Source organism: Sphingobacterium sp. GW821-FHT03E03 (genome assembly GCF_059420745.1).
In genome coordinates this window covers 337,195-361,392 of the sequence record NZ_JBWKUH010000001.1, presented here as the reverse complement: position 1 = coordinate 361,392, position 24,198 = coordinate 337,195, and the positions used below count along the sequence as shown (strand labels likewise).

Sequence of the window (24,198 nt, the reverse complement as noted above, 5' to 3'; positions counted from 1 at the left end):
AAAAAACAAGTCGATGGATTTGAATGATATTATTGCGCAATTGCCTTATGGGGAGCCATTTTTATTTGTGGATGAATTGGTGCATGTAGATGAAGAAGGTATTATAGGAAACTATACTTTCAATGAAAATCTGGATTTTTACAAAGGGCATTTTTGCGGTAATCCAATTACTCCGGGTGTTATTTTGACCGAAGTAATGGCTCAGATAGGGCTGGCCTGCTTTGGAATTTATTTGCTCGGTAGTGATTTAAACAATGGTATTGCGATGGCATTGACCTCAAGTGAAATACAATTCTTAAAACCGGTGTATCCTAAGGAAAAGGTTACCGTTTTTTCGGATAAGATATATTTTAGGTTCGGGAAGCTCAAGTGCGCTGTCACACTGAAAAACGAAGCTGGATATGAGGTTTGCAAAGGAACCCTGTCAGGTATAATGAAGAGAGAGCTATGAATAGAGTTGTAATAACTGGACTAGGGGTGGTTGCCCCAAACGGAGTAGGAGTACCCGCCTTTTCAACGGCCATAAAAAATGGACTTTCGGGGATAATGCATGATCCACTACTGGAAAGGCTACAATTCTCTTGCCAGATAGCAGGAACGCCAGCGATATCTGAAGATCTCAAAAGACAGTATTTTACCGACTTGGAACTGAGAGGATTTAATAGCACCGGAATATTGTACGGTGTCATTGCTGGTATGCAAGCATGGGCAGATGCAGAGCTACCAATAGATGTTTCTTCTGAACCGGATTGGGATAGTGGAACTGTTTTTGGTTCAGGTACCTCCGGCATAGATAAATTTCGTGAGAGCATTTATAAAGTAGACGATCTGCAAACACGGAGACTAGGAAGTACAGTAGTGGCACAGACGATGAACAGTGGAGTCAGTGCATACCTAGGGGGAAAACTCGGACTTGGAAATCAAGTGACAACCAATTCATCAGCCTGTGCTACGGGTACGGAAGCCATTCTGATGGCCTATGACCGCGTTCGTTCGGGAAGAGCAAAACGGATGGTAGCAGGAAGTACAGGAGATAGTGGCCCTTACATCTGGGCAGGTTTCGATGCCCTGCGGGTCTGTAGCTCTCAATATAATGAGCATCCACAACAAGGGGCCCGGCCAATGAGTGCAACCGCCGGAGGGTTTGTCCCCGGTAGTGGAGCAGGGGCTTTACTATTAGAAGATTTGGAAAGCGCCTTGTCGCGTGGTGTAAGGATATATGCAGAATTACTTGGGGGCCAGGTCAATTCAGGAGGTCAGCGTGGAATGGGGAGCATGACAGCTCCTAATAGCGATGCTGTGCAACGATGCATCATCGATGCACTTAAAAATGCTGGCATTTCTGCTATGGATATTGATGCCATCAATGGGCATCTTACTGCAACAGCCAAGGACGCGCTCGAAATAGAAAATTGGACTAAGGCGCTTGAACGTAACGGGAAAAACTTCCCTTACATCAATTCGCTCAAAGGCTTGATCGGACATTGCCTCAGCGCGGCAGGTAGTATTGAAAGTGTCGCTACAGTATTGCAACTGTACGAAGGGTTCTTGTTCGGTAATAGCAACTGTAATGACCTACATCCCGACATCGCTGCTCTTATAGATCCGCTGAAAGTGCCGCTGAAAACAACCTACTTGAGACCTAATATTGTAGCCAAAGCCAGTTTTGGCTTTGGCGATGTAAATGCCTGTCTAATATTTAAAAAATTTAATAACTAAGTCTATGAACAGAGAAGAACTAATTGACGCATTAAGGCCTATCATAGCACCATATACTGCAAATGATGACGCTTTTGGGAGCCTTAGCGAGAATACTGATTTCATTCACGACCTCCAAATCAATTCTGCCAATCTGGTTGATATAGTATTGGATATTGAAGAGAAATTCGATATTGTTATTGACAATCCCGATATGGAACGTATGCTCAATGTAAAGGCAGCTATTGATATTATAGAAAGCAAACTTCAAATGAAATGATTGGTAATGACGTCATCGATCTGGCGCAATCCCGCAAAGACAGTAATTGGCGACGTAGGGGATTTATTCCGAAATTATTTGGTGCTAATGAGCAATTGTTAATAGCAAGTAGTCCAGATCCCGAGACTACGCTATGGCTCTTATGGAGTATGAAAGAGGCAGCTTATAAGATATGGAATAGAGAAACCAAGATCCGGAAATATATGCCTAAAAAACTGGTTTGTACAATATTCCAGCAGTCGATCAGTAATGCTTATGGCCGGGTTTTTTGTGAAGGGAATATCTACTATACAGAAACAATTCTTGCGCCTGATTTTGTACATTCCATAGCCGTTAGCGTTTTTAGTCTTCTAGACTACGTTATTGAAATCGAAAAAAATGAAATTGTCAAAGACCATTTTGGCATTCCATATGTTGCTGTAGAGGGGGGGACAGAACTATTTGCAGCTTCAGTAAGCAATCATGGTCGTTTTGAAAAAGTTGTTGCTATTTTGCGCATATAAGGTAAGCTACTTCTTGGCATTGCTCGGAAAGGTCTCTCTTTTCGCTTAGGTAGGCTATTCCTATTAAAAGTTGTGTTGAACAAAAGAAAAATAAAAATGCAAAAGCGACATTCCATAAGGCATGCCGCTTTTGCATTATCGGATAAAAGAATATTGTTGTATTGGATTAGTAACCCGGATTTTGCACCAAGTTAGGTTCTACCTGAAAACTACTTTCGTGAAATGGCCATAGGTATTGGTGATTTAAGAACTTTCGATCCTCAATTTTAAGTACCTCAGACTGTCCAGCACCATTCAAACGCATGTGACCGAGAGCTGCTTGATTAAGTACCGTTTCTGCCGTTTTCCAGCGCAAGATATCGCTATAGCGTAATCCTTCGCCAGCAAATTCGATTCTTCTTTCGTTGCGGATGAGCGCAATCCATTCCTGCTGCGATTTTGCAACTAAATTGACATCCGCAATGCTCATATCAAGTCCGGCTCTTTTGCGAATTTGGTTGATACAACTTTTAGCCAGTTCATCTATTTCATTCAACATAATCTTAGCTTCGGCATAGGTTAAAAGTACTTCGGCATAGCGGGCTAAAGAAAAATGCATATTTCCACCAGTACGGAACGCATCGGCTTGGTCCACAAATTTCTTAAACCAGTATCCCGATCTACTACTGCGTAGGTTTTGGTAGTAAAAAGCGCTTTTGGAATCATAGATGTCTATTTTTTCATTATTGAAGAGATCGCCATGACCAAATACACTGGCTTCATACCGTGGATCGCGGTTTAATTTTGGATTAAGCTCATAGGCTTGCTTGCTGTGTAATGGACAGTTGTCAATTGGTCGCCCCTGTAAAGTCCAATAACTATCCACGAGTGCTTTTAGAGGAACGACATAAGATTGTCCATTTCCGGTTCGATATTGTGGTGCCAGATGTTGAAATGACGCCGTTGCTGAGTTGTTATGACTCTCCATATCGAACTTGATAATAAACTCTTTGTTGGTTTTATCTGCTTGATAATTAAATAGATTGGCGTATTGAGGGTGCAGTTGATATTTTCCACTATCCATTATTTCCTTAGCAAGCCTCGCCGCCAGTTCGTACCTTCCATTATAGAGCGCATAGCGCATAACCAATGTTTTAAAGGAATATTTATTGAACATATATGCATTTGTAGTACCTTCATTTTCCGGAAGTCTATTGGCGACATCTTCACTCATTTCAAAGAGTTTGTCGAGGATTTCGGCTTTAGGGGTAACAGCTGGTGTTGCCTCTTCCAGTTTAACAGGTGTAAGCACAAAAGGGACATTATCCCAAAATTCTGTGATCCTGAAGTAATGCCAGATGCGCAAACCTTCAAGAATTGCTTTATACCTTTGCCTTGTAGATTCATTTTCGACATAGGGTACATCAACATTTGCCAAATAGGTGTTAATACGTCCTATATGCTGATTGTGTAAATTCCAGTAATAAACAGCTAAAGCAGAGTTGCTGGTCATATTGCCGTTGGCAATGATCATGTGGTGGTCTGTCTCAATGCGGGCATAAGCATTGTCCGAACGACCTTCGGTCATGTAAAAAAGGAGACGACGTTCACCAGGGCCCATAAAAGCATCCAAATAACTGCTATAGACCACACGACGTAGATCCTCCTCTGTGTTAAAAAACTCATCAAAGGAAGTTGCTGTTGGATCTCGTTTATCAAGAAATTTTTCGCAGCTACTAAGTGTCGCCAATGCTATTATCAGGGTAATAATTTTCTTTTTCATTGTTATGATATTAAAAAATGCTCGCACTTAATCCAAAACTGTATGTTGCCATCCGCGGGTAATTTCCATTACCACTACCGATCCGCTCAGGGTCTAGTCCTTCCCACTTTGTCAAGGTGAATACATCTTGGGCGTTTACATAAATCCGCAGGTTTTTGACACTTTTACCAATGGATGGAAAAGTGTATCCAAGTTGAAGTGATTTAACACGGAAATAGGCCGCATTGCTGAGCCATACATTACTCAAAAGTGTGTTCGGCGTAGAGCCTGTCCATAAACGTGGGAAACGGCTATTTGGATTTTCCGGACTCCAATGGTCGGCAACATATTCAACACGTGGCGCCCCTAGATCATTGCTGTTTCCATCTACATAAACTGGATAGGCTTCCTGACCAGCTAGCCTACCAGTTCTCTTACCCACACCTTGACCTAACGCAGAAAAATCCCAGCGTTTATAATGCAGGTCAATATTGATAGCGTAATTGTAATAGGGAAGAGGATCCGCCAGATAAACACGGTCATTGTCGTTAATGAGACCATCCTGGTTTTGATCGACATAACGGATATCACCAGGTCTAGAATTGGGCATTTTTGCTGCTGTTTCATCAATTTCTTGTTGATTCTGAAAGTAGCCATTTGATTGAAAGCCATAATAATTATTGATTGGGATCCCTTTATACCATATCTGATCATTATTGCCTTTGAAAATCAAGCGGTCATTTTCATTATAGCCAGCCTTGAGTATGCGATTGCGATTATTGAATAGCATCGCACCGACTTTATAGGAGAAATCATCTTTCTTGTCAGACCAGTTTATCGAAACTTCCCAGCCATTATTCTCTACCGCACCAATATTTACTGCTGAGACTAAGGTGTATGAGCCTGTTAGGGGCGGAACAGCAAATTGATCATAGATTAAATCATACGAATTCTTATGGTATACCTCGGCTGTTAAAGAAAGTCTATTTTTGAAGGCATTCATATCGAGACCAAGATTCCATTGTTTTTGTTTCTCCCATGAAAAATTAGAATTAGGAACGCGCATTGTCCATCCCCAAGTATTGACAGATTCCTGCCACAGATACGGGGCTACATTTTCATTACCAATTAAACCGTATGAGGCACGGATTTTAATATTGTTGATCGCCTCGGATTCGAGAATAGGTTTGAAAAAGCGTTCATTATGCAGGTTCCATGCAAAGGCCCCTGATGGAAAGAATCCCCAGCGATGACCCGGTGCAAATTTACTGCTTCCATCCGAACGACCTGTTAATTCAAATATATAACGGTTATCAAATGAATAGTTTAATTTACCAAAAAAAGAAGCCTTGCTAATTTCTCTAAAATCGGTGAAGGTATAGCTCATGATCTCAGAACCTGCGGTGAGATAGATTTTGTCTTTGTCCTGACGTAGTTCTTTATTGTAATTTACCAATGCTCGCGCAGTTAGTTGGCTCTCGCTTACTCCCTGTGAGGCATTCACATCGTTACCCCATATGCTGATTGGCGCCCCTTTTTCATCAAAGAATTTATAGGTTAATCGCTTTTGTTTGTCGGCAGATTTATTGATCATGTATGATACATTTCCTTCGATATTTAGGTTACTGTTAATATTGTATTTAGGTCGGAGATTGATCGTACTACGGTCATGCATATAGTTTTTGGTACCACCATGTTTAATCGAAGCTATCGGATTAATGTTGTTATGCAGAATGAATGGTTCAGGCCTGTCTACATCATAGTAGATCTGTTGTGTTGGGTTTAGGCGCCAGGCTTGTTGATAGAGCCCGTGACCATCATCATTTGCCATCAGCCTATTGACTTGTAAACGATGCGCGTAAAAATCGGCCATCAAAACAAATTTATCTGCAATATTGATATTTGTGTTGAATCTGGCCGAGAATTTTTGCGTCCCTTCAATATTGTTAAGGCCATTTTCCTTAATATGACCCAACATCAGGTTAAAAGTACCTACACCTCCACCACCAGAAATACTAGCGTTGTTGTTGATTGCTGTAGAGGTGCGTTCCATTATTTCATCCAGCCAGTTAACTCCTTTTATTTTTCCACTCGCATATTGTTCAATTGTTTCATCAGAATAGATCGCTGGTTGCCCTTGTTGGATCAGTGTTTCATTTCGCAATTTCATAAAATCAACTGCGCCAACAAATTCTGGAAGATCTATCGGTTTGTTTATTGCATACCAGTTATTTGTAAAAACCTTGAATTGGCCAGTTTGTCCACGCTCCGTTTCGATGATGATAACGCCATTGGCACCGCGGGAGCCATACATAGATGCTGAAGCCGCATCTTTAAGTACCGTAATACTTTTCACTTGGTTAGGATCGATATCGTGGATACTCTGTTCCATTCCATCTACGATGACCAGAGGATCGGCATTTTGTAATGTACTGATACCACGAATAGAAATGGTGCCAGGTACACTGCCAGGAAGGCTATTCCCTCGCATCATTGTAACACCAGCAATTGTTCCCGAAAAGGCATCCTGCATTTTATAGATTGGACGGTTTTTTACTTTTTCCATATCCATTTGGGATACGGAGGAGGCTAGGTGCTTTTTATCGACCTCTGAAAATCCAACGACCACCACCTCTTCAAGCCCAATTTCGTCGTTGTCCATGACGATATTGAGCTCAGTTTTGTTGTTGATGGGAAGTTCAAGTTGCTTAAAACCCACCGCGCTGAAGATCAACGTACCTCTATTCCCATTTGGGAGAGAAAGTTGAAATTCACCTCTAGCATTTGTTGAGGTTCCAATGTTTGTCCCTTTGAGCAAAATGCTGACTGCATTTAATAGATTTCCTTTTGTGTCATGTATTTTCCCTTTAATAGCTCGTTGCTGATACAGCATTTCGCTACTTGATTGATCATCAGGTACATTTTCCTGTTTCCGTTTTATGACGACAGTACCACGATGTACCATGTAATAGAATGCGCTATTTTTAAAGAGCTGATCAAGTGTTTTATTCAGGGTTGCATCTGTTATTTCAAGATTTGCTTTTTCATTATTCAGTAAGCCCTCCATAAAGATGAAACGTACTCCTGTCTGCTTGGTGATGTTTTTGAGGACCGTTTCAATCTTTGCATTTTTGGCGTGCAGTGTAATCTGAGCAGAGCTTGAAGCATAGGCACCCATCATGGATGTTGCTAATAATATTCCTGTCAGTTTCATTTTGATTAGATTGTTCAAAATTTTTCCTTTGTCTATAGGACAAAGAATTCCTTTTGAATAAAATAAATTATTCATAATTTGGTAGAGAATTAATAGTTTATGATCAGTTGTTAATTCAGTTAGATGCAGGAGTATTGGAGTACTTCTGCATTCTTTTTCATACAATATTTAGGTATTTATCTTCTTACATATTATAAGTCCTCCTTTTCTTAGTTAGATAGTTTATTTATTTTTGTCAGTCAGTTTGTTAACGATTAATTTTTCTTTGTCGATTGTTAACTGATAGCCGGTAAGGTCTTTCAGTAGATTACAGACCTCTGCAAGGGTCACATCTCTTTTTATACCTCCTTTGTAACGCCTTTTGTCTAATGAAACGTTGGATTCAATGTTGATACCATACCATCTGCTTAATTCATCGAGAATCTGCTGCATATTTTTATTATCGAAATAGAAATAGCCGTCTTTCCATGCCGTTGCTTCTTCCATATCTGGTATAGGAAAGGCTACCAATTGACTGTTAACCATTTTTACTCCATTTCCAGCATCTATAAAAATCTCTTTTTCTTGTCCATTGACTTTTAGGCGTCCTTCTGTTAATAGTACTTTGGCGTTGGGCTTATAGGAATTGATATCAAAAGCTGTTCCTATAGCTTGAATACTAAGGTCATTAGCCTCTATGATGAATGGTCGTTTTTTGTCCTTGGCAACTTCAAAATAAGCTTCACCTTTTAATGTTACCTTCCGTTCATTTTCAGTGAAATTTGCTTTATAAATCAGTTCTGATTCCGAATTCACCCATACACGTGTACCATCACTTAGCGTTATCGCTATAGTAGATCTCTTGGGCACAATTAAGGTGTGTATCGGGTTAGACTCTTCGGTTTTGAGCTGTGAGTATAGTAATTTTCCATCTTTTAATTCGATACCTTGAGAAAGGCTTTGATCGACTTGTTTATTCATTAAGTTAATGTCTTCTTTTCCTTTAATCTTCAGGATAGCACCGTTTTCCCCTGGAAGGACATCATTTTTCTGTCCATAGACCTTATCTGGGATAAGATAATTGATAGGTTTTAGATAGGATCTCCAGATCCAAACAAAAGTAAAGAGTAATAGTAGTGCAGCAGCTACTCCGATAGTAGTTTTCCATTTTCCATTCCACCGACGATAATTTGGAGCAATTTTTCTTTCATTATATTTGGTTTTTAAAATTTCCCACTCCTGATCTAGATCGGTGCTGCGTAAATCAAATGGAACTTGGATATCCGTATTCGCAAGACGGTGGCGTAAACTATCCTTTGCCTGGGGATATTTTTCCAACAAACGTTTTAGCTCATTTTCCTGTGCAGTAGATAATTGTCCATCTTTCAGGAGTAATGAAGCCAATTCAGCCAATACTATTTTATCGGTTTCTATCATAATTCAATAACTAAATAACTTGAGGAATCAAAAAGGGTGACTCGGGATAAAAAAAAATAAAAAGGAATAATCTTTAAAACAAAAGGAAGTTTAAAATTAAATTTAGGAATTTGGTTTTCAAAAGGTTTATTGCACGCATGCGTTGGGTTTTTACGGTGTTGACGGACACATCCAATTCCTGCGCTACCTCGTCATATTTCATGCCATCCAAGTAGATTAAACGGCAGATTCGTTGACAGCCTTCAGGTAATTGGTCAAGTTCGCGGTGTAATGCGCCAATCAGTTCGGAATTGATAAGATCGTCCAGGATATTATGATTGTCGGATTCTTCTACGGTGATGGAATTGCGTATCTTATCAAATACCATATCCCGTCGTTTGGTGTTCATTGCCATATTTTTTACGGAGGTGTAGAGAAAACTTTTTATAACCCGTTCTCCTTTCTCCAACAGCTCTGGTCTATCCATTAGGACAATAAAAGCATCTTGTACAATATCCTTGGCTATTTCCTCCGAGTTGACCCATGGAAAGGCAAACGTACAGAGCTGTAGAAAATATGTTTTAAAATAATATTCGATGGATAACATTACCTAGCTATTTTTTAAAAATATAGCTATTATACAAAAATATTGGGAACAATGTGCTTAATTCATACAAAGCGATACCAGAGCTGTTTTTGTCAATAAATAATTGAAATGAACATTTTTAAGCGTTGTTTTTTTGCTTTAGTGGGATGATTCGGCTGTTGTTTTTATCTTGTTTGCCCTAAAATTGTAACAAAAAAAGTTTTGTATTTATCCCAAGAAACTTCCAACATCGGCTACAATTATTTCACCAGTTTTGAAACCTGCGCGGATTTTCCTCCTTCCACTTCAGGTAGATGCCTTAGGAGATTTGTTTTGACTATTCCTATGCATACTGCATTCACTCTTATCGGTGCAAGCTCAATTCCAAGCATACTGTAATGCTCTCAACAGCAGGTGTATGTCATTAATTGAATTTGGGTTAATCCACCGCCGAAAAATCAGGAATCAATTTTAGTCTGAAAGCTAGAAAAACCGCCATTTTCAGGGATATATTAGTCGGACACCTTTAGCTATTTTTGATATCTAATATGATTAAAATAGTGCGATGAAACAGATTCTGGTTTTAATTTCCTTTGTAGCATTTGCTGCCTGTAAAATCAATACACAGAAATTGCAGATTTCTGCTATTCAAACCGTACCAAAACGAGTGGCAAAAGAGAATCCCGAAACTGGTACAACATATACTTTTACAAGCCGTAACGAAATAACAGAGCGGCTCGCGCCCCAGATTTTTATGCTTTCCAAAACAGCTGAAACGCTAGAATTTCGTATACAAGGAAATATTCATTCCAGTGGACATTCGATGAGTCGGGTCAGAAAAATTCGTTTCGAAAAAGGCGAACAATATGGTAATACCATTACACTGCGCTACTTTGTTGAAATCAAGAAAATCCCGGGCAAGGAAAATGCAGATGTACGCGGTTATAATTTTACAAAAGATGAAAAGTATAAAATACCGAATGATGTTAAATTGATAAAAATCGAATTGTATGAAGATCGGTTTAATGAATCATCAGTTACCAATCCATCCCTTATCGCTCAACATACCTTTAATTTTTTTGCGAAAATATAAAGGGCATGGAAAGGTGCATTTTTTTGATAAAGCAAGAGAAATGCAAAAACTTGCCACATGGCAATCTTTAGTCTGGTAAAAACCTACTAAATTTATACTGTACAAAAATAAGATGATATGAAACCTAAAAAGATATGGGCCAATTTGGCGGTTGCTAATCTAGAACGCACACAGAAATTTTATGAAGTACTGGGATTTAAGCCCAATAATCCACATTCTTCTAACGACCTGGTCAGCTTCTTTTTTGGAGAAAATGATTTTATAATTCATTTTTTTCTAAAAAATATACTGGAATCGAATGTAAAAGATGTCAATTTTGGTGATTCACAGATAAGCAATGAGATTATATTCACGCTTTCCGCCGAAAGCAAAGAGCAGGCCGATCAATGGGCCAGTGAAGTTGAAAGTGCTGGGGGAACGATTGTATCCAAACCGACCAGTTTCGGTAATAACTATTATGGATTTGTCTTTGCTGACCCTGATGGTCATAAGTTTAATGTCTTCAAGATGTAGGCGAAATTTGGCGTTATGAATGCTTCTTTTTTTGAGTTACTGCTGGCCAGCTTAATGATTGTGGTGCAGCAAGGTTCAAAAAAATGCACTTTGGTTATACGATATCTATAAAGCGGATACCTAACTACAGATAACAGCCGTCTACTGGAAGAGTTCAAATTAGCCTATGGGAAAATGGCACTCATTTGCAGTTCATCCTATCAATTCATGCAATAACAGGACAGGGGCTAGCTGATACCATTGTTATATGTTTGGTCAGTATGTATTTAAAGACGGAACTATTCTAAAGAATATTTTATATTTATCGAATGGAATTTATATTATCAATAGTAATTGCCAATATCTTTATTTTTCTAGCATTACTTCATCTCTTTTGGGTATTCGGAGGTCAGTGGGGGATTAGTGCTACCATACCTACGGACTTGAATGGAAGAAGGTTATTTAATCCTGGTTGGCAGGGGACTTTACTTGTCGCCATTGGATTATTATTTTTTGCATTGATAAACCTCTCTGCCATAGGGGTGGTAAAGGTTCCTTTCGAGAATCACTATGTTCTTTATGGTATGTATGTGATTAGCGGTATTTTCTTTTTGCGATTTATAGGTGATCTGAAATATGTTGGAATATTTAAGAAGTATAGACAGTCGGTATTTGCATCACGGGATACCTACATCTATAGCCCCCTGTCCTTGTTTTTATCACTTTCCAATGGACTTTTAGCCGTTTTATTATAAGGGATACGGCCCTGTTTTTCTGCCCTTGTATTAATGATCTGTTTGCCCATAATTTTTAAATTACACAGAGCACATTTTGCCCTTAATAGCTATTCGATTTCTTTTGGGGATATGCTTCCTTGTTGAAGGGTCTCTATAGTAGGTCTTTTCTTTTTTGAATTATTTCAACAATTTCCTGCGCCTTATCTCCCGAAATGTTTCCGCCAAAATTTATTTCTTTATTCTCATAGCTGAAGGTAATACAGCCATAGGTTTGTAAATTGATCAAACTACCACGGGAAACAAGAAAATTTAAAAAACTGAACTTATAATCAACCAATTTTAAATTTCTTACCTTATTTAAATCATATTTCTGTGGTCTGGTGAGGAATGTCCCCTTTTTTTCGATCGTTAGTCCATATGTTTTTAATTCAACCTTTGTATTGCCAAACAGATTCCAGAGAAAACTACGATAGACTGTGACAAGAAAGAAAGTCCAAATGAATGTACCTGCCAGTAATTTGAAATCACCATTCACAGTATACAAATTGCTTATTAACAAGATATCGATACCTGTGAAAAATATTAACAACGGAATAAATACAAGCATCGTGGCTGGAATTCTTTTCTCTGCGAATTCGAATTCCAATAGTTGAAGATCGGTCATTTGATTTTTAATATAATTTGTTTTACTCTCCTCGGGGTATTTTACTTGTTTTTGGTCCATGATTAACTTTTCATCATTTTATTAAGACATACAATAACTAAAATAGTGATTTATCGATTGAAATCCATATTCCAGATTTAAAGGGACAGTTTTATCGTCATCGGTCTATATTGGCGGTCGATACCAATATATTAGAATAAATAAAAGGAGCAGTTCAAAAATCAAAAATGTGCTCTAGGAATTGAATATTTGAAAAAGATAGTGTAGACGGTTACGAAATAAAAAAAATAGGAGTGTCCGACCTTTGTGGACACCCCTCTATAGGTTTAAGCGAATTGAAGACTAATTAGAGAAGACTCCAAAGTCCGCAAGGTGTGAATAGAAGAAATCACCCCAAGAATTCACAGACTCTATTTTAAGATAGCGCGTGCTAATTGTTGAATCAAGATTAACATTGATCCAGGAACCAGAAACTTTGCTAAGCTGAGCAGATTTAATTAAGGTCCAACTTGTACCATTGGTGCTGGTATAAATATTAATATCTTTCATTGCTCCATTCAGATTATCGCGGTTTCGAAATGCAAGTCCTTTTACCAACCGTAGAGCACCCATATTCACAGAGAAGAAGTGAGGTTGTGGTGTTTGGGCTGAAGACCATGGTGTATGCCAGATTGTACTTCTGTTCATATCTAACACATTGCTTGCGGGAGCACCAGATTCGTTGCTGTCACTGCCTAAGATTGACCAGCCTGTTGTTGGCAATAGTTTATGAGTGACAACTTTGCTGAGATCAGGAACATTATTGACAAAGTTGTAAGCATAACCTAATGTTGAGCGGCTTCCGTTGACATGCATAAAGCCGATACGCATTTCATAATTTCCATTTAAATCATAAAAATCTGCCAGCGGGCACTCGAATCTGAAGCTATCTTGGCCAATGATTTTTGTCGCCCATTGTACTGCATCATAATCATTATTGCCACCAAAAGGTTCCCTGTCATGCCAAACGACGATATCATTTACAGGTTTGGTTGTGGTAAATTTTCCGGAAATAATGATTTTGTCGTTGCTGTAGCTTGAGGATAATGAAGTGATCTCCGCAGATGCCGCACCATACCAGTCATTTCTTGTCACAGTGCTAAACACTTGACTGTTATTAAAGGTTGCTGCTGTGGTAGCTGTCAATGAAGTGGTGGAGATTCCATAAGTTGAATTACCAGACCCCATCAATGCAGTACCTAAAGTCGGAGCCAATGTCTTGTTCATCCGGTTATGGCTAGCATTTAAGCCGTGGCCAAGTTCATGAATCATTCCACCTATCCAGACTGTCGCTTTCCAGCCAATATCTCCACCTATCCCGAGGTTTTTGGCATCCAGATTAATGTAATCCAATGCATAACAGGTCGTGCCAGTACCATAGAATGGCGGCCCCCCTGGATTGGCCGGATCGGTATTATAAGTAGGAATAATAATCAGGTTATGCTCACTTTTTTTGAACGTGGGGTTCTGTGCAAAATAGGCATCTACTTCGGACTTTACAGCACCGCTACCACCTGAATAGGGGTAAGTTGACTTACCAAATTTTCCGGCAATGTAATGGATATTGATCAGGGTGTCATTTGTCAGATCCAATCCGAAGGATTTGCGCCCAAAACCTTCGCGGTTCATATTCGAGGCAAACATTTCCTGTGCATCAAGAAGGATTCTACTGATTCGTTTTCTAAAGTTAGGGATTGAATCGACATCATTAGGCACGAAGTAAATGACATTGAGTTTGTACGGATTTTGGCGCCATTCATTCGTAATCGTCGCGCTGGATGCTTTTAGTTTTAGATTTTCACTGTTTTCATCCGTTGGGATGAGCGTCTTATTACACGACGCTACACCCAGAGCCAAGGTGGCAATCAATAAATTTAAAAGTTTTCTCATAATGGTTTATATTGTATAATAATGAATATAAACCATTGAGCTTATTATCTAGAAAAAAAATTATATTTTTTATCCAATATTGTTTAGTCAATCGATTGATATATGGATTTTAATAATTGTTTTGTAACATTTATTAATTCAGTTGATAAAAATTAAGTTATAAGACGGAGGTGATTTATCCCTTTTATAAATAGATCCGAAAACTATTATTGTCAATGAAAGATAAGATCTATCGTCGAACCAATAATAAAAGCCGTTATTATAAACATTATAAATCCTAAAATATGGGCGACTAATGCTTTTAAATAGCTAGCTATTTTAGGGGGATCGAAAAACTGTCCCATTGCCCAAGCACAGTATATGAATGCAATTTTACTAGCATACATCATGAGATGTATATGGGTAATACCTTCTATTATTGCAAAAACACAATATATTAACATAGTCATTCCCAAAGTAAAACACAACAGGATGATAATTTCAAAGAGATTGAAACCATATTTTCTAAAAAATAGTTTAGCCCAAAATGCAATAAATATCCCTATCATAATATTAGCATAACCATAATGAGTTTGGATCCAGATAAATATAGTGCCTGTAGTGGAGTGTCGGGAATTATAGTAACTAATATATTTGTCTTCGATATGAAAATAATGGCTTACAATCGAGTAGATCAGTGATGTGACAATAATAAAAATAATAGGTTTGACCAAGCGACTTCGATTTTCGGAAATGTAATTCCGTATATTTTTTCCCGGAGTGGTGACTAGTTCTCGAATAGTATATAAAATGCCACGTTCGAAGTGAAGGACGTGTTCGATCTCATGGGCGATATAGTGCGCATCTATCCTTTTTAGGACCGCAGGCTGGCCACAATTTGGACAAAAATTGGAGATGATATTAGTTTCACAGTTTTTGCAATTTGTCATTTTTAAGGTAATTAAGGCTGTAATGATATGTTTCGGTTTGTTGTTCGCCAAAGCTCTCCGATTAGGGATAATTGTTGTCCACGTAGTCAATAGATTTTTGGCTGCCTATTGATTTCTATTTTGCTCAAAATTATTACAGATTATCATAATAAAAGCTACACCTGAGTGTAGTTTTATTTATTTTTGAAGTATAGAGTTTGAACATGGATGTTAACGATTTATTTTCACCCAAAAATACGGTGGATAGTCTTTCAGCAAAAGATTTAGAACAGACCAAAGATTATATAGAAATAGTTAAAGCTTTCGCACGTATTACTTACCAAAGTATCTATGTGATAGATTATCAATCGAAAGCATTTGAATTTGTTTCAGATAATCCGTTGTTTCTGGCAGGTTTAAGTTCAAAACAGGTTGTTGAGATGGGATACGGATTTTATCAAAAATATGTCCCCGCGACGGATTTTCAGATGCTCATTCAGATCAACAATGCTGGCTTTAATTTCTATGAAAATATTCCATTGGAGGAGCGGAAGCTTCACGTTATATCCTATGATTTTCAAATACAAGATGCAAATAAGAAATATATTTTGATCAATCACAAGTTAACACCGTTTTTTCTAACCGAGAAGGGAAAGATATGGAAGGCCATGTGTATCGTATCTCTATCTTCAAATGTATCTTCAGGAAATGTCACCATAGAAAAACTTCATTCTGATTTATTGTGGGAGCTTGACCTATTGACCGGTAAATGGATCGCCCGTAGAAAAATTAATCTCACAGAACGTGAAATCGAAATATTACGTTATTATCATCGCGGACTTACTATCCACGAAACTTCCGAGAAGATCTTCATTTCAATAGATACGGTGAAATTTCATCGGCGGAAATTATTTGAAAAATTGGGCGTAAGCAATATGAATGAGGCCTTGACCTTTGCTTTGAATAATAGGTTGTTATGAGTGTTCCGTTGCCAATCTCGTTTTGATTAAACGACAAGATTCGCAAAAGAAAATGTAATTCTAATCGTATCATTATGAATATTTTAATTGTTTACAGTCATCCGAGCGAGAAATCCTATACTTTTGAGATATTCACCCATCTGAAGAATATATTGGCAGCCCAAAAATGGAATGTTGAAGTTTCTGATTTATATGCAAATAATTTTCAGGGTATTATGACCGCAACGGAATACCAAAGAGAAGGGAATGCGGATACAGCGCTGCCAGTTCCTAGGGATGTGATTGAAGAGCAGCAAAAAATTGAAAATGCTGACTGTATTATCTTTCTCTATCCGGTCTGGTGGAGCGATTGTCCGGCAATGATGAAAGGTTGGTTTGACCGGGTATATTCGGTTGGCTATGCCTATGGACAAAAGCCAGACTTGCCTAAAATGAAAATAGTCAAATATGGAATAGTCATCTGTACTGCAGGTCATCCCAATAACTTTTTAGAGGAAATCGGCATTGCCCAAAGCATGGAGAAAGTTATGCTTGAGGACAGGTTAGGGAAACGCTTTCAGCACAAGGAAATGCTAATACTAGGGGGCACCTTGGCAATTGACAATGTGCGGGAAAAACATCAGGAACAAGTCAATGAATTAGTGAAAAAGATGAGCATTAACCCGTTGTTGTGATTGGCATAATCGGGGCGAAATTTTGAATATACGGCTCTTTATAAGAATTATTATTTCGTAAATTTATCCTATGAAGCGATTCCGATGTCTATAGATAAATTGCTTCTTCATTCTTAATATAACAAATGCATGGACAGCACGAAACGAAATAGGGGCTTTCTCTTCACACAATATACCGAGCCGTTTCAGACACCTTTTGATAAATTATTTAATATTTTCAAAGAACTGATTACACATACTGCCGGTGATTTTGATGAAGCTATTGATTGGCTGCGTCAATTGGATAGAGAGTTCAAATTGACCACTCCAGAATATACGATCGACGATTTCATTGCGGATCTCAAGAACAAAGGATATATCCGAGAAAAATTGGGCTTTGGTGGTGATGGCGGTGTAGATCTTACCTCCAAGCTGGAAAAAGCTTTGCGACAGAATGCGTTAGATCAGATTTTCGGAAAGATGCGAAAAGGATCGTCAGGTAACCATAAAACCAATCATCAGGGGCGAAGCGACGAAAATATGGGCGATTTTAGAAGCTTTCAGTTTGGAGACAGCCTAGAGAAAATCGTATTGACCGAGAGCTTGAAAAATGCACAGATCAATCACGGGATAGGAGAGTTTAGCTTATCAGAAAATGATCTGGTTGTAGAGGATACGCAGTTTAAATCGCAAATGAGTACGGTATTGATGATTGACATCAGCCATAGTATGATTCTATACGGGGAAGACCGGATCACACCCGCGAAGAAAGTGGCTATGGCCTTATCGGAGCTCATCATCACACGTTATCCCAAAGACTCCCTTGACATCATTGTCTTCGGTAACGACGCCTGGCCGATAGCGATCAAAGATCTGCCTTATCTGCAAGTAGGACCTTTTCATACCAATACTGTCGCTGGCCTTCAGTTGGCGATGGATATACTCAGACGAAAACGGCATGCCAATAAGCAGATCTTTATGATTACTGACGGAAAGCCGAGTTGTTTAAATATGCCGGATGGCACTTACTATAAGAATCCGATGGGTTTGGATCCTTTTATTACCAGCAAGTGCTATAGCATGGCAGCACAAGCCCGAAAGCTGGGGATACCCATTACCACCTTTATGATCACTTCAGATCCTTATCTGCAGCAATTTGTCAACGAATTTACAGCTTCAAACCAGGGCAAAGCATACTACACAGGACTTGGAGATTTGGGCGGAATGATTTTTGAAGATTACGAAGAAAATCGCAAAAAAAGAATACGATAAACACATCGTTTATCGATAATAGGATATCATCTTGCGCAACGTTTGCGCCTCATCATTAGGAATATATGGATTATACGAAGATTACAACATTTGGCGCATTGAAAACATCAGGTTACAAACCTAAGACGATAAAAGAAGAATTGCGCCAGAATCTGATTACAAAAATAAGCAAAGGCGAAAACGTTTTCACCGGCGTACATGGTTATGAGGACACAGTTATTCCCGAACTTGAAAGAGCCATTCTCTCCAAGCATAATATTAATTTTCTAGGTCTTCGTGGTCAGGCAAAGACACGCCTGGCTAGGCTTATGATTAATCTGCTGGATGAATATGTACCTGTGGTACAAGGTTCGGAGATCAATGATGACCCGTTTAATCCTATATCGCGCTACGCGCAGGAATTATTGAAGGAAAACGGGGATGACACCCCGATAAGTTGGCTTCATCGAAGCGACCGTTTTGCTGAGAAACTTGCCACTCCTGATGTGACCGTAGCAGATTTAATCGGTGATGTAGATCCTATCAAAGCCGCTAATCTGCGGTTGAGTTATGCGGACGATCGTGTGATTCATTTTGGCATGATTCCACGGGCAAACCGTTCGATATTTGTGATTAATGAGCTGCCCGATCTTCAAGCCAGGATTCAGGTGGCCCTTTTTAATATCTTGCAGGAGGGAGATATTCAAATTCGTGGATTTAAGTTACGTCTACCATTAGATGTACAGTTTGTGTTCACTGCAAACCCAGAGGATTATACCAATAGGGGAAGTATTGTGACACCGTTGAAGGATCGGATAGGATCCCAGATACTAACACACTACCCCGCATCTGTTGAGGTGGCAAAGGCAATTACTGCCCAAGAGGCCAATTTGGAAGCTGCGCAGAAGGAGCGAATATATGTTCCCGAGCTGGCTCGTGAATTAATTGAGCAGATCAGTTTTGAAGCCCGAAATAGCGAATATGTTGATGAAAAAAGTGGTGTCAGCGCACGGATGAGCATTACAGCATTTCAAAATCTGTTAAGTACAGCTGAATTGCGCATGCTTAGAAATAAAACAAAAGCGACTGCGGTGCGCTTGAGCGATTTTATGGGTATTGTACCGGCTATAACCGGTAAGGTGGAGCTGGTTTACGAAGGTGAACAGGAGGGGGCTGCTACTGTGGCGTTGCAGTTGATCGAAAATGCCGTAAAAAGTATCTTTCCGATCTTGTTTCCCAAAATTGAGAAGCTGGAAAAGGAAAACGAGCGTTATCCCTATGATGATATCGTTCGTTGGTTTTCGGAATCGGAAGGTATTGAGCTGTCCGATGAACTCTCTGATGCGGATTATGAGAGCTTATTAGATCAAATGACACCTATCCAAACGCTGATACAACAATATCAGCCAGAGACCAAGACAGAGGATCGCTACTTCCTGACCGAATTTGTACTTTGGGGGCTAGCGCTAAATAACAAATTAAGTAAATATAGGTTAGGCAATGGCCTGCAGTTTCAAGATAACTTTCAAGGATATCTGAGAAACAATCTATAACAATCGGATAAAAACTTCCCTCTGTTAGTTCGAGGGAAGCTTTTTTGTTTTATGTGTTTATCCTTTGTAGGATATATAGCAGGGAATAAAGATAAGCCTTGACTGTTTTTCCAAACGAATATAAATCCATTGATAGTGAAATTTGCAGAATATTTAGTCCCTGATTTCTCTCGGCTGCTGGCTGCATACTTACCTGTCGACCTTATCATAGTTTACTCCAAGATAAATTTGATGCATTTTTGTTGGCAAATAGGGATAGGCAATACGCTTCTTTTCCCATTCAGATCATATATCAAATAAAAGGACAAACTGAGCACATCCCCCAGTTTTGGTCAATCTATAAATTCGCATGTGTTTTACTTCTTTTTCAGGTAACGGTTTATTACTGGACTGAAATCTATTTTGGAGGATATCTGCATATGGTCTACCAAAATTGATTCCGGAAATTCATCCAACGATTTAAAATTAATACAGCCTTTTTGGAATTTGGCTTTGGGCAATTTTGATTTTAGCTCATCCATGAGTTGTGGCTTGGAATACATCACCAACGAGTGGAATGAAATATAGTTTTTAGCAACTGTAAGTCCATATTTGAAAACACCCTGTTCATTATAACTGATCGCATTGGGATTAGACATGAATTTTCCAAAGCTTTCAGAAACAGCTTTGTCATTTTCTAATATTACTTTTCGGAATTGACTAATCGCTTGTTGTTCGGTTTGCGAAAGTGTACTGATATATTGTTCTATTTCCATAATTTTTTATCGTCCCTAGGTCTTTTGTTTACCATCTAAAATTATTCAATTTTCTTTGATTCAGCTATAGTTCTAGATTAAAAAAATAAACTCCTAAGTTTAAAGACTTGCTGGTCGAAAGGTACGATTTCTAAGGTATATCAAACGTTTATGACGACAGAAGGTCTTGATCAAATCTGGACTAAAAAGCTAAATGTAAAATCAGAGGTCCGTTATATCAATGCGTTCGATTTTAATAAGGGCGAAACAACCAGAATGAAGGGCCTTGAATTGAAAACAGAGAACTATATTCTGTGGGAATATATAACCTAAGATAAGGAATCGACGGGGGCAAAGTGTCATTTTTGAGCCTCTGGGAAAGAACAATAAAATTGCAGCAATACTAAGACACGCTAATTGGAAGGAAATCATGGAATACAATAGATGCTGCAACTATAATTAGTCCATGTTTCTCCAGCGATTGAAGATTACTGTGAGGATGGAGCCCTGAGATAGGCTAACCTCTGCTCAAAATCACCGTTCTAAATGTTGCGATTGTTTCTCATATTCATCCTGCGAGAGCAGCCCTGAGGCATACCTAATTTCCAGCACCGTTTTCTTTTCTGCTGCTGTCAATGGTCGTCGTTCTAATCTTTGGACTGTTTCTTCCTCATTGTCCAGCGCACCAAGTATATTGGTCTGCCGATAAAATGCCTGAAAATATCTCAGCCCAAATTTTCGCAGGGATGGCGCATCAAAATGCAATCCATCCGGATTGGAATTTAGCTTGCTAGCACTCACAAAATAACAATTGTCACTATTTTCGGTAAAACCTAATAAAGCTTCATTCACCTCGCGGGATTCAGGAAAGTATTGTCCGTAGCGCCCCAATGGTAAAAAGTCGCCAAGGCCACCCGAAATAAAAGGAATGTCGGCCGCTTCCAAGGCATTTCGGAATGCATCGACTATATTTTTCAATTTTTCAGCATATTGCTTTGAACGTCCCATTAAACTGTCATTTTCACCCTGATGCCAGAGTATGCCATCCAAGGAACTGTTTTCCATGGCTAGTTTGGCCTGAAAAATAGCATTTTTGAAGAGTGGACCATCGGTGCGCCAGTCATCCAGACTACTTCCGCCATCAGCACATGGAATAAGTCCGATCTCACGATCTGGATTCTTCTCCAGCCAGCCAGCGGCGAAGCTTGATGCAAGACTGATTCCAGACGTTGGACGGTCGCAATTGATAGGTTCCCACATCGTTTGCCAACATCCGTTGCGGAGCATTTTTATTCTTTCATCAAAAAGTAGGGGAACCTGATTTAAAAATCCTCTTCCAGCCATATTAGATTGGCCAACCATCAGAAAAGAATGTACCATATGTTTGTTATTATCTTGTTGTCCGTTTAAATACTCATCCACAATAGGCAGATCTGCTTCTGCCCAGTCGTAATGCTTTAGCTCAGCGGCATCTACCCATATCGCTTGCGCATGTTCCAGTGTATCCACTTCACCCGAATGCAGACTGCATACAAATGGATAGAGCTGTAGCGAGAATTCGGCGTAATGGTGCTCTATCACCGTGAGCGCTTTATGTATAGTAATATCAATATTGAGTTCCTCTTTGATCTCCCTGCGTAGGCAGTCTTCTTTAGACTCTTCGGCTTCAATCTTCCCACCCGGAAATTCCCATTTCAATGGTAACTTCATCGACGCAGAGCGTTGGCAAATCAGAATTTTATTAGCGTGTTGTATAATCGCACAGGTTACTTGCAGCATAGTGCTCAAAGGTATTAATTTTTTCATAATTTGTCTTTTTGCATATTAAAGCTGTTCTGGAAGCTTTCATTAGCCATAAATAATGAGCTAAGCTATTCCGCCTAGGCCCACCTATAAAACTACACCCAAGTGTAGCCTGTATTCGAGCAAACTGTGATATTTTTGAATCAATAAGAACAAACTAACACATGAAAAGCCTGAAAAACACAGCACAGTTGATTCAATTATCTAACAGAGCAAAAGGGATCAATTTAAAAATCATCCTCATATTGCTTTTTGGAATTTTTTTTGGAAAAGTTTATGCGCAAAAAATTGAAGTCTTAAATTTTGCGACTTTTCACATGACATATACACCTGATGCACATAAAGTAAAATTTAATGAAAAGGATGACAAAAATAAGAATGAGGCTTATAAAATAGCAAAGATGCTGGCGGAATTCAAACCGACAATAATTTGTGTGGAAGTACTTCCAACCAAAAATGAGGAATTGAACGCAGACTACAGGAGTTTTAAGGAAATTAAAGATTATACCCCAAAATATGGAGGGGAGATCGCCTTAATTGCTTACGAAATTGGTAAAATGACTGGCGTAAACAAAATATATGGTATCGACGAGCAGCAGACAGCAGCTTATAACTATAATATAGGAAATGAACTGGAAAATCAGGTGGACAGTATAACCTCAAAAAAATACAACGCCAATATTCTTAAAGAATTTATGGCCGCAGAAAACCTTTCTGTGCTAGAAAAATTGAAGCTATTTAATCGCAAAGCGACTTTCCAAAAATTTATAAATCTAAATGCTGATATATTAACTCACAACAGTACAAAAGGCAATTTCGAAGGGGCAGATGAAGCGAGCAAATTTTATAGACGAAATCTGCGGATATTCTCCAATTTAAACCAAATACCAGTCAATAACGATGATCGAATTTTTATAATAATGGGAGCTACCCATAGCGCTTTTTTGGATGAATTCATGCAGAGAAGTCCTAAATACCAGCTTGTTGATATTGAAAATTATCTGAAATAAATAGTAGGAATACAAGGTAATTTAAGGCCATTTGGATACTTTCCAAACGGCCTTTTTATATTTATAGCATAACCCATGTCTTCGTGTTATGCTGTATAGTTCTTTGAATAAGTCCTCAAATTTTGATCCTCAAAAGAGTAATCACATTGTTTAATAAGCTTATAACCAATTTACACTTCCTGTTTCAACATCATAATTGGCACCAACAATCTTGATCTTACCTTCTTCTTCAAGTTTACGAAGTGTTGAACTTTGTCTGCGAATATCTTTAATTGCATGTTTAATATTCTGTTGGTTAAGTTTCTCCAGCAATACACTATTTTTTGATGAACGCTCTTCATTCTCATCAATCACTTCATTGATAATAGGATCAAAATGATTAACTAAATGGTTCAAGTTGTCCATTCCCATTTTTTCGATTTGTGCAGCATCCAATCCACCTTTCAAAGCACCACATTTGGTATGGCCTAAAACGACAACCAGTTTAGATCCAGCAACATTACAGCCAAATTCCATAGAGCCTAGAATATCTTGATTGACAAAATTTCCTGCAATTCTGATACTGAAAATATCACCCAAACCCTGGTCAAATATAAGTTCAGCAGAAGTGCGGCTATCGATACAGCTTAACACCACAGCAAATGGCCATTGACCCTCACGAGTAGCATTCACCTGTTCGAGTAGATCCCGGTTTGCTTTTAGATTATTGACAAAGCGTTGATTGCCTTCTTTTAAGAAGTCTAATGCTTTTTCAGGAGTAATTGTCGATTGTGTTTCGTACGTATGTGCCTTCATAAAATTTAAATATTTGAATATTAAAGATAGGATAAATTCGTTAAATTTTAATGGCAAAAAGAGCTCCAATTTCTTCTCCCTTGAATTTTCTGGCTGTACAAAGCAATGCACAGCACATGTAGGACTATTTTTTCGGTATCTGTTAAACGGGTAGATAGAAGCCTAATATATACTAGATT

At 38.7% G+C, this 24,198-nt stretch carries 22 protein-coding genes; 12 read left to right on the top strand and 10 right to left on the bottom strand.

The features are described from left to right. Positions 1-13: 13 nt before the first annotated feature. Genes AC07UV_RS01455 through AC07UV_RS01440 form a run of 4 tightly spaced genes read left to right on the top strand, consistent with a single transcriptional unit; the run spans position 14 to position 2,481 of the window. On the top strand, positions 14-451 hold the full coding sequence (locus tag AC07UV_RS01455) for a 3-hydroxyacyl-ACP dehydratase FabZ family protein (RefSeq protein ID WP_495182465.1): 438 nt from the start codon (positions 14-16) through the stop codon (positions 449-451). Beyond that, on the top strand, positions 448-1,719 hold the full coding sequence (locus AC07UV_RS01450; protein ID WP_495182464.1) for a beta-ketoacyl-[acyl-carrier-protein] synthase family protein: 1,272 nt from the start codon (positions 448-450) through the stop codon (positions 1,717-1,719). Before AC07UV_RS01455 ends, AC07UV_RS01450 begins: the two co-directional genes overlap by 4 nt. 4 nt (positions 1,720-1,723) lie before the next feature. Beyond that, the gene (locus tag AC07UV_RS01445; protein ID WP_495182463.1) at positions 1,724-1,978 is read left to right on the top strand and encodes an acyl carrier protein; all 255 of its coding nucleotides are present in this window, start codon (positions 1,724-1,726) and stop codon (positions 1,976-1,978) included. Continuing rightward, on the top strand, positions 1,975-2,481 hold the full coding sequence (locus AC07UV_RS01440) for a 4'-phosphopantetheinyl transferase family protein (RefSeq protein ID WP_495182462.1): 507 nt from the start codon (positions 1,975-1,977) through the stop codon (positions 2,479-2,481). The genes AC07UV_RS01445 and AC07UV_RS01440 overlap by 4 nt, the downstream gene beginning before the upstream one ends. 166 nt (positions 2,482-2,647) lie before the next feature. Here AC07UV_RS01440 and AC07UV_RS01435 read toward each other — a convergent pair whose 3' ends face one another. From AC07UV_RS01435 to AC07UV_RS01420, 4 genes are all read right to left on the bottom strand, one after another. Then, positions 2,648-4,243 (bottom strand): RagB/SusD family nutrient uptake outer membrane protein, encoded by a 1,596-nt coding sequence (locus AC07UV_RS01435; protein ID WP_495182461.1) that lies wholly within the window; start codon positions 4,241-4,243, stop codon positions 2,648-2,650. 10 nt (positions 4,244-4,253) lie between these two features. Further along, the gene (locus AC07UV_RS01430) at positions 4,254-7,511 is read right to left on the bottom strand and encodes a SusC/RagA family TonB-linked outer membrane protein (RefSeq protein WP_495182460.1); all 3,258 of its coding nucleotides are present in this window, start codon (positions 7,509-7,511) and stop codon (positions 4,254-4,256) included. Positions 7,512-7,658: 147 nt separating this feature from the next. Further along, the gene (locus AC07UV_RS01425; RefSeq protein ID WP_495182459.1) at positions 7,659-8,852 is read right to left on the bottom strand and encodes a FecR family protein; all 1,194 of its coding nucleotides are present in this window, start codon (positions 8,850-8,852) and stop codon (positions 7,659-7,661) included. 73 nt (positions 8,853-8,925) lie between these two features. Then, positions 8,926-9,438: a sigma-70 family RNA polymerase sigma factor gene (locus tag AC07UV_RS01420; protein WP_120257063.1), complete on the bottom strand. Its 513-nt coding sequence runs from the start codon at positions 9,436-9,438 to the stop codon at positions 8,926-8,928. A 544-nt stretch (positions 9,439-9,982) separates the two neighbouring features. Between AC07UV_RS01420 and AC07UV_RS01415 the strand changes: the two genes are divergently transcribed. The 3 genes from AC07UV_RS01415 (at position 9,983) to AC07UV_RS01405 (ending at position 11,757) form a co-directional block, all read left to right on the top strand. Further along, the gene (locus AC07UV_RS01415; RefSeq protein WP_495182458.1) at positions 9,983-10,510 is read left to right on the top strand and encodes a hypothetical protein; all 528 of its coding nucleotides are present in this window, start codon (positions 9,983-9,985) and stop codon (positions 10,508-10,510) included. A gap of 117 nt (positions 10,511-10,627) precedes the next feature. Beyond that, positions 10,628-11,023 carry a VOC family protein gene (locus AC07UV_RS01410; protein WP_495182457.1) on the top strand — a complete coding sequence of 132 codons (396 nt, stop codon included), beginning with the start codon at positions 10,628-10,630 and terminating at the stop codon, positions 11,021-11,023. 308 nt (positions 11,024-11,331) lie between these two features. Beyond that, positions 11,332-11,757 carry a DUF3995 domain-containing protein gene (locus AC07UV_RS01405; protein ID WP_495182456.1) on the top strand — a complete coding sequence of 142 codons (426 nt, stop codon included), beginning with the start codon at positions 11,332-11,334 and terminating at the stop codon, positions 11,755-11,757. Between the two features lie 133 nt (positions 11,758-11,890). On the opposite strand, the gene AC07UV_RS01400 is transcribed toward AC07UV_RS01405, so the two are convergent. The 3 genes from AC07UV_RS01400 to AC07UV_RS01390 form a co-directional block, all read right to left on the bottom strand. After that, entirely contained in the window at positions 11,891-12,463 is a 573-nt protein-coding gene (locus AC07UV_RS01400) for a hypothetical protein (protein WP_495182455.1), read from the bottom strand. A gap of 282 nt (positions 12,464-12,745) precedes the next feature. Next, positions 12,746-14,332 carry a discoidin domain-containing protein gene (locus tag AC07UV_RS01395; RefSeq protein WP_495182454.1) on the bottom strand — a complete coding sequence of 529 codons (1,587 nt, stop codon included), beginning with the start codon at positions 14,330-14,332 and terminating at the stop codon, positions 12,746-12,748. A gap of 212 nt (positions 14,333-14,544) precedes the next feature. Further along, entirely contained in the window at positions 14,545-15,261 is a 717-nt protein-coding gene (locus tag AC07UV_RS01390) for a DUF3667 domain-containing protein (RefSeq protein WP_346087331.1), read from the bottom strand. A 203-nt stretch (positions 15,262-15,464) separates the two neighbouring features. Between AC07UV_RS01390 and AC07UV_RS01385 the strand changes: the two genes are divergently transcribed. The 4 genes from AC07UV_RS01385 to AC07UV_RS01370 all read left to right on the top strand — a co-directional run bounded on the left by AC07UV_RS01385 (position 15,465) and on the right by AC07UV_RS01370 (position 19,677). Beyond that, entirely contained in the window at positions 15,465-16,220 is a 756-nt protein-coding gene (locus AC07UV_RS01385) for a response regulator transcription factor (protein WP_495182453.1), read from the top strand. A 74-nt stretch (positions 16,221-16,294) separates the two neighbouring features. Continuing rightward, entirely contained in the window at positions 16,295-16,894 is a 600-nt protein-coding gene (locus AC07UV_RS01380) for an NAD(P)H-dependent oxidoreductase (protein ID WP_282253795.1), read from the top strand. 129 nt (positions 16,895-17,023) lie between these two features. Further along, positions 17,024-18,145: a vWA domain-containing protein gene (locus AC07UV_RS01375; protein WP_223582882.1), complete on the top strand. Its 1,122-nt coding sequence runs from the start codon at positions 17,024-17,026 to the stop codon at positions 18,143-18,145. Positions 18,146-18,210: 65 nt separating this feature from the next. Then, positions 18,211-19,677 carry a sigma 54-interacting transcriptional regulator gene (locus AC07UV_RS01370; protein WP_495182452.1) on the top strand — a complete coding sequence of 489 codons (1,467 nt, stop codon included), beginning with the start codon at positions 18,211-18,213 and terminating at the stop codon, positions 19,675-19,677. A 356-nt stretch (positions 19,678-20,033) separates the two neighbouring features. Here the strand turns inward: AC07UV_RS01370 and AC07UV_RS01365 are convergent, their stop codons facing one another. Continuing rightward, entirely contained in the window at positions 20,034-20,432 is a 399-nt protein-coding gene (locus AC07UV_RS01365) for a DUF1801 domain-containing protein (RefSeq protein WP_223582884.1), read from the bottom strand. Positions 20,433-20,945: 513 nt separating this feature from the next. Next, a complete protein-coding gene (locus tag AC07UV_RS01360) occupies positions 20,946-22,217 on the bottom strand; it encodes a sialate O-acetylesterase (protein ID WP_495182451.1) in 1,272 nt (423 codons plus the stop codon). A 161-nt stretch (positions 22,218-22,378) separates the two neighbouring features. On the opposite strand from AC07UV_RS01360, the gene AC07UV_RS01355 reads away from it, so the two are divergent. Beyond that, entirely contained in the window at positions 22,379-23,224 is an 846-nt protein-coding gene (locus tag AC07UV_RS01355; protein ID WP_495182450.1) for a DUF5694 domain-containing protein, read from the top strand. A gap of 159 nt (positions 23,225-23,383) precedes the next feature. On the opposite strand, the gene AC07UV_RS01350 is transcribed toward AC07UV_RS01355, so the two are convergent. Then, on the bottom strand, positions 23,384-24,019 hold the full coding sequence (locus AC07UV_RS01350; RefSeq protein WP_223582887.1) for a carbonic anhydrase family protein: 636 nt from the start codon (positions 24,017-24,019) through the stop codon (positions 23,384-23,386). Positions 24,020-24,198: the final 179 nt, after the last annotated feature.

Bases quoted from the DNA above. Each gene is read 5' to 3' on its own strand.
- AC07UV_RS01360 (WP_495182451.1), bottom strand. From the start codon at position 22,217: ATGAAAAAATTAATACCTTTGAGCACTATGCTGCAAGTAACCTGTGCG.
- AC07UV_RS01445 (WP_495182463.1), top strand. From the start codon at position 1,724: ATGAACAGAGAAGAACTAATTGACGCATTAAGGCCTATCATAGCACCA.
- AC07UV_RS01390 (WP_346087331.1), bottom strand. From the start codon at position 15,261: ATGACAAATTGCAAAAACTGTGAAACTAATATCATCTCCAATTTTTGT.
- AC07UV_RS01435 (WP_495182461.1), bottom strand. From the start codon at position 4,243: ATGAAAAAGAAAATTATTACCCTGATAATAGCATTGGCGACACTTAGT.
- AC07UV_RS01450 (WP_495182464.1), top strand. From the start codon at position 448: ATGAATAGAGTTGTAATAACTGGACTAGGGGTGGTTGCCCCAAACGGA.
- AC07UV_RS01405 (WP_495182456.1), top strand. From the start codon at position 11,332: ATGGAATTTATATTATCAATAGTAATTGCCAATATCTTTATTTTTCTA.
- AC07UV_RS01355 (WP_495182450.1), top strand. From the start codon at position 22,379: ATGAAAAGCCTGAAAAACACAGCACAGTTGATTCAATTATCTAACAGA.
- AC07UV_RS01350 (WP_223582887.1), bottom strand. From the start codon at position 24,019: ATGAAGGCACATACGTACGAAACACAATCGACAATTACTCCTGAAAAA.
- AC07UV_RS01385 (WP_495182453.1), top strand. From the start codon at position 15,465: ATGGATGTTAACGATTTATTTTCACCCAAAAATACGGTGGATAGTCTT.
- AC07UV_RS01420 (WP_120257063.1), bottom strand. From the start codon at position 9,438: ATGTTATCCATCGAATATTATTTTAAAACATATTTTCTACAGCTCTGT.
- AC07UV_RS01455 (WP_495182465.1), top strand. From the start codon at position 14: ATGGATTTGAATGATATTATTGCGCAATTGCCTTATGGGGAGCCATTT.
- AC07UV_RS01425 (WP_495182459.1), bottom strand. From the start codon at position 8,852: ATGATAGAAACCGATAAAATAGTATTGGCTGAATTGGCTTCATTACTC.
- AC07UV_RS01380 (WP_282253795.1), top strand. From the start codon at position 16,295: ATGAATATTTTAATTGTTTACAGTCATCCGAGCGAGAAATCCTATACT.
- AC07UV_RS01400 (WP_495182455.1), bottom strand. From the start codon at position 12,463: ATGGACCAAAAACAAGTAAAATACCCCGAGGAGAGTAAAACAAATTAT.
- AC07UV_RS01430 (WP_495182460.1), bottom strand. From the start codon at position 7,511: ATGAATAATTTATTTTATTCAAAAGGAATTCTTTGTCCTATAGACAAA.
- AC07UV_RS01395 (WP_495182454.1), bottom strand. From the start codon at position 14,332: ATGAGAAAACTTTTAAATTTATTGATTGCCACCTTGGCTCTGGGTGTA.
- AC07UV_RS01410 (WP_495182457.1), top strand. From the start codon at position 10,628: ATGAAACCTAAAAAGATATGGGCCAATTTGGCGGTTGCTAATCTAGAA.
- AC07UV_RS01375 (WP_223582882.1), top strand. From the start codon at position 17,024: ATGGACAGCACGAAACGAAATAGGGGCTTTCTCTTCACACAATATACC.
- AC07UV_RS01440 (WP_495182462.1), top strand. From the start codon at position 1,975: ATGATTGGTAATGACGTCATCGATCTGGCGCAATCCCGCAAAGACAGT.
- AC07UV_RS01415 (WP_495182458.1), top strand. From the start codon at position 9,983: ATGAAACAGATTCTGGTTTTAATTTCCTTTGTAGCATTTGCTGCCTGT.
- AC07UV_RS01370 (WP_495182452.1), top strand. From the start codon at position 18,211: ATGGATTATACGAAGATTACAACATTTGGCGCATTGAAAACATCAGGT.
- AC07UV_RS01365 (WP_223582884.1), bottom strand. From the start codon at position 20,432: ATGGAAATAGAACAATATATCAGTACACTTTCGCAAACCGAACAACAA.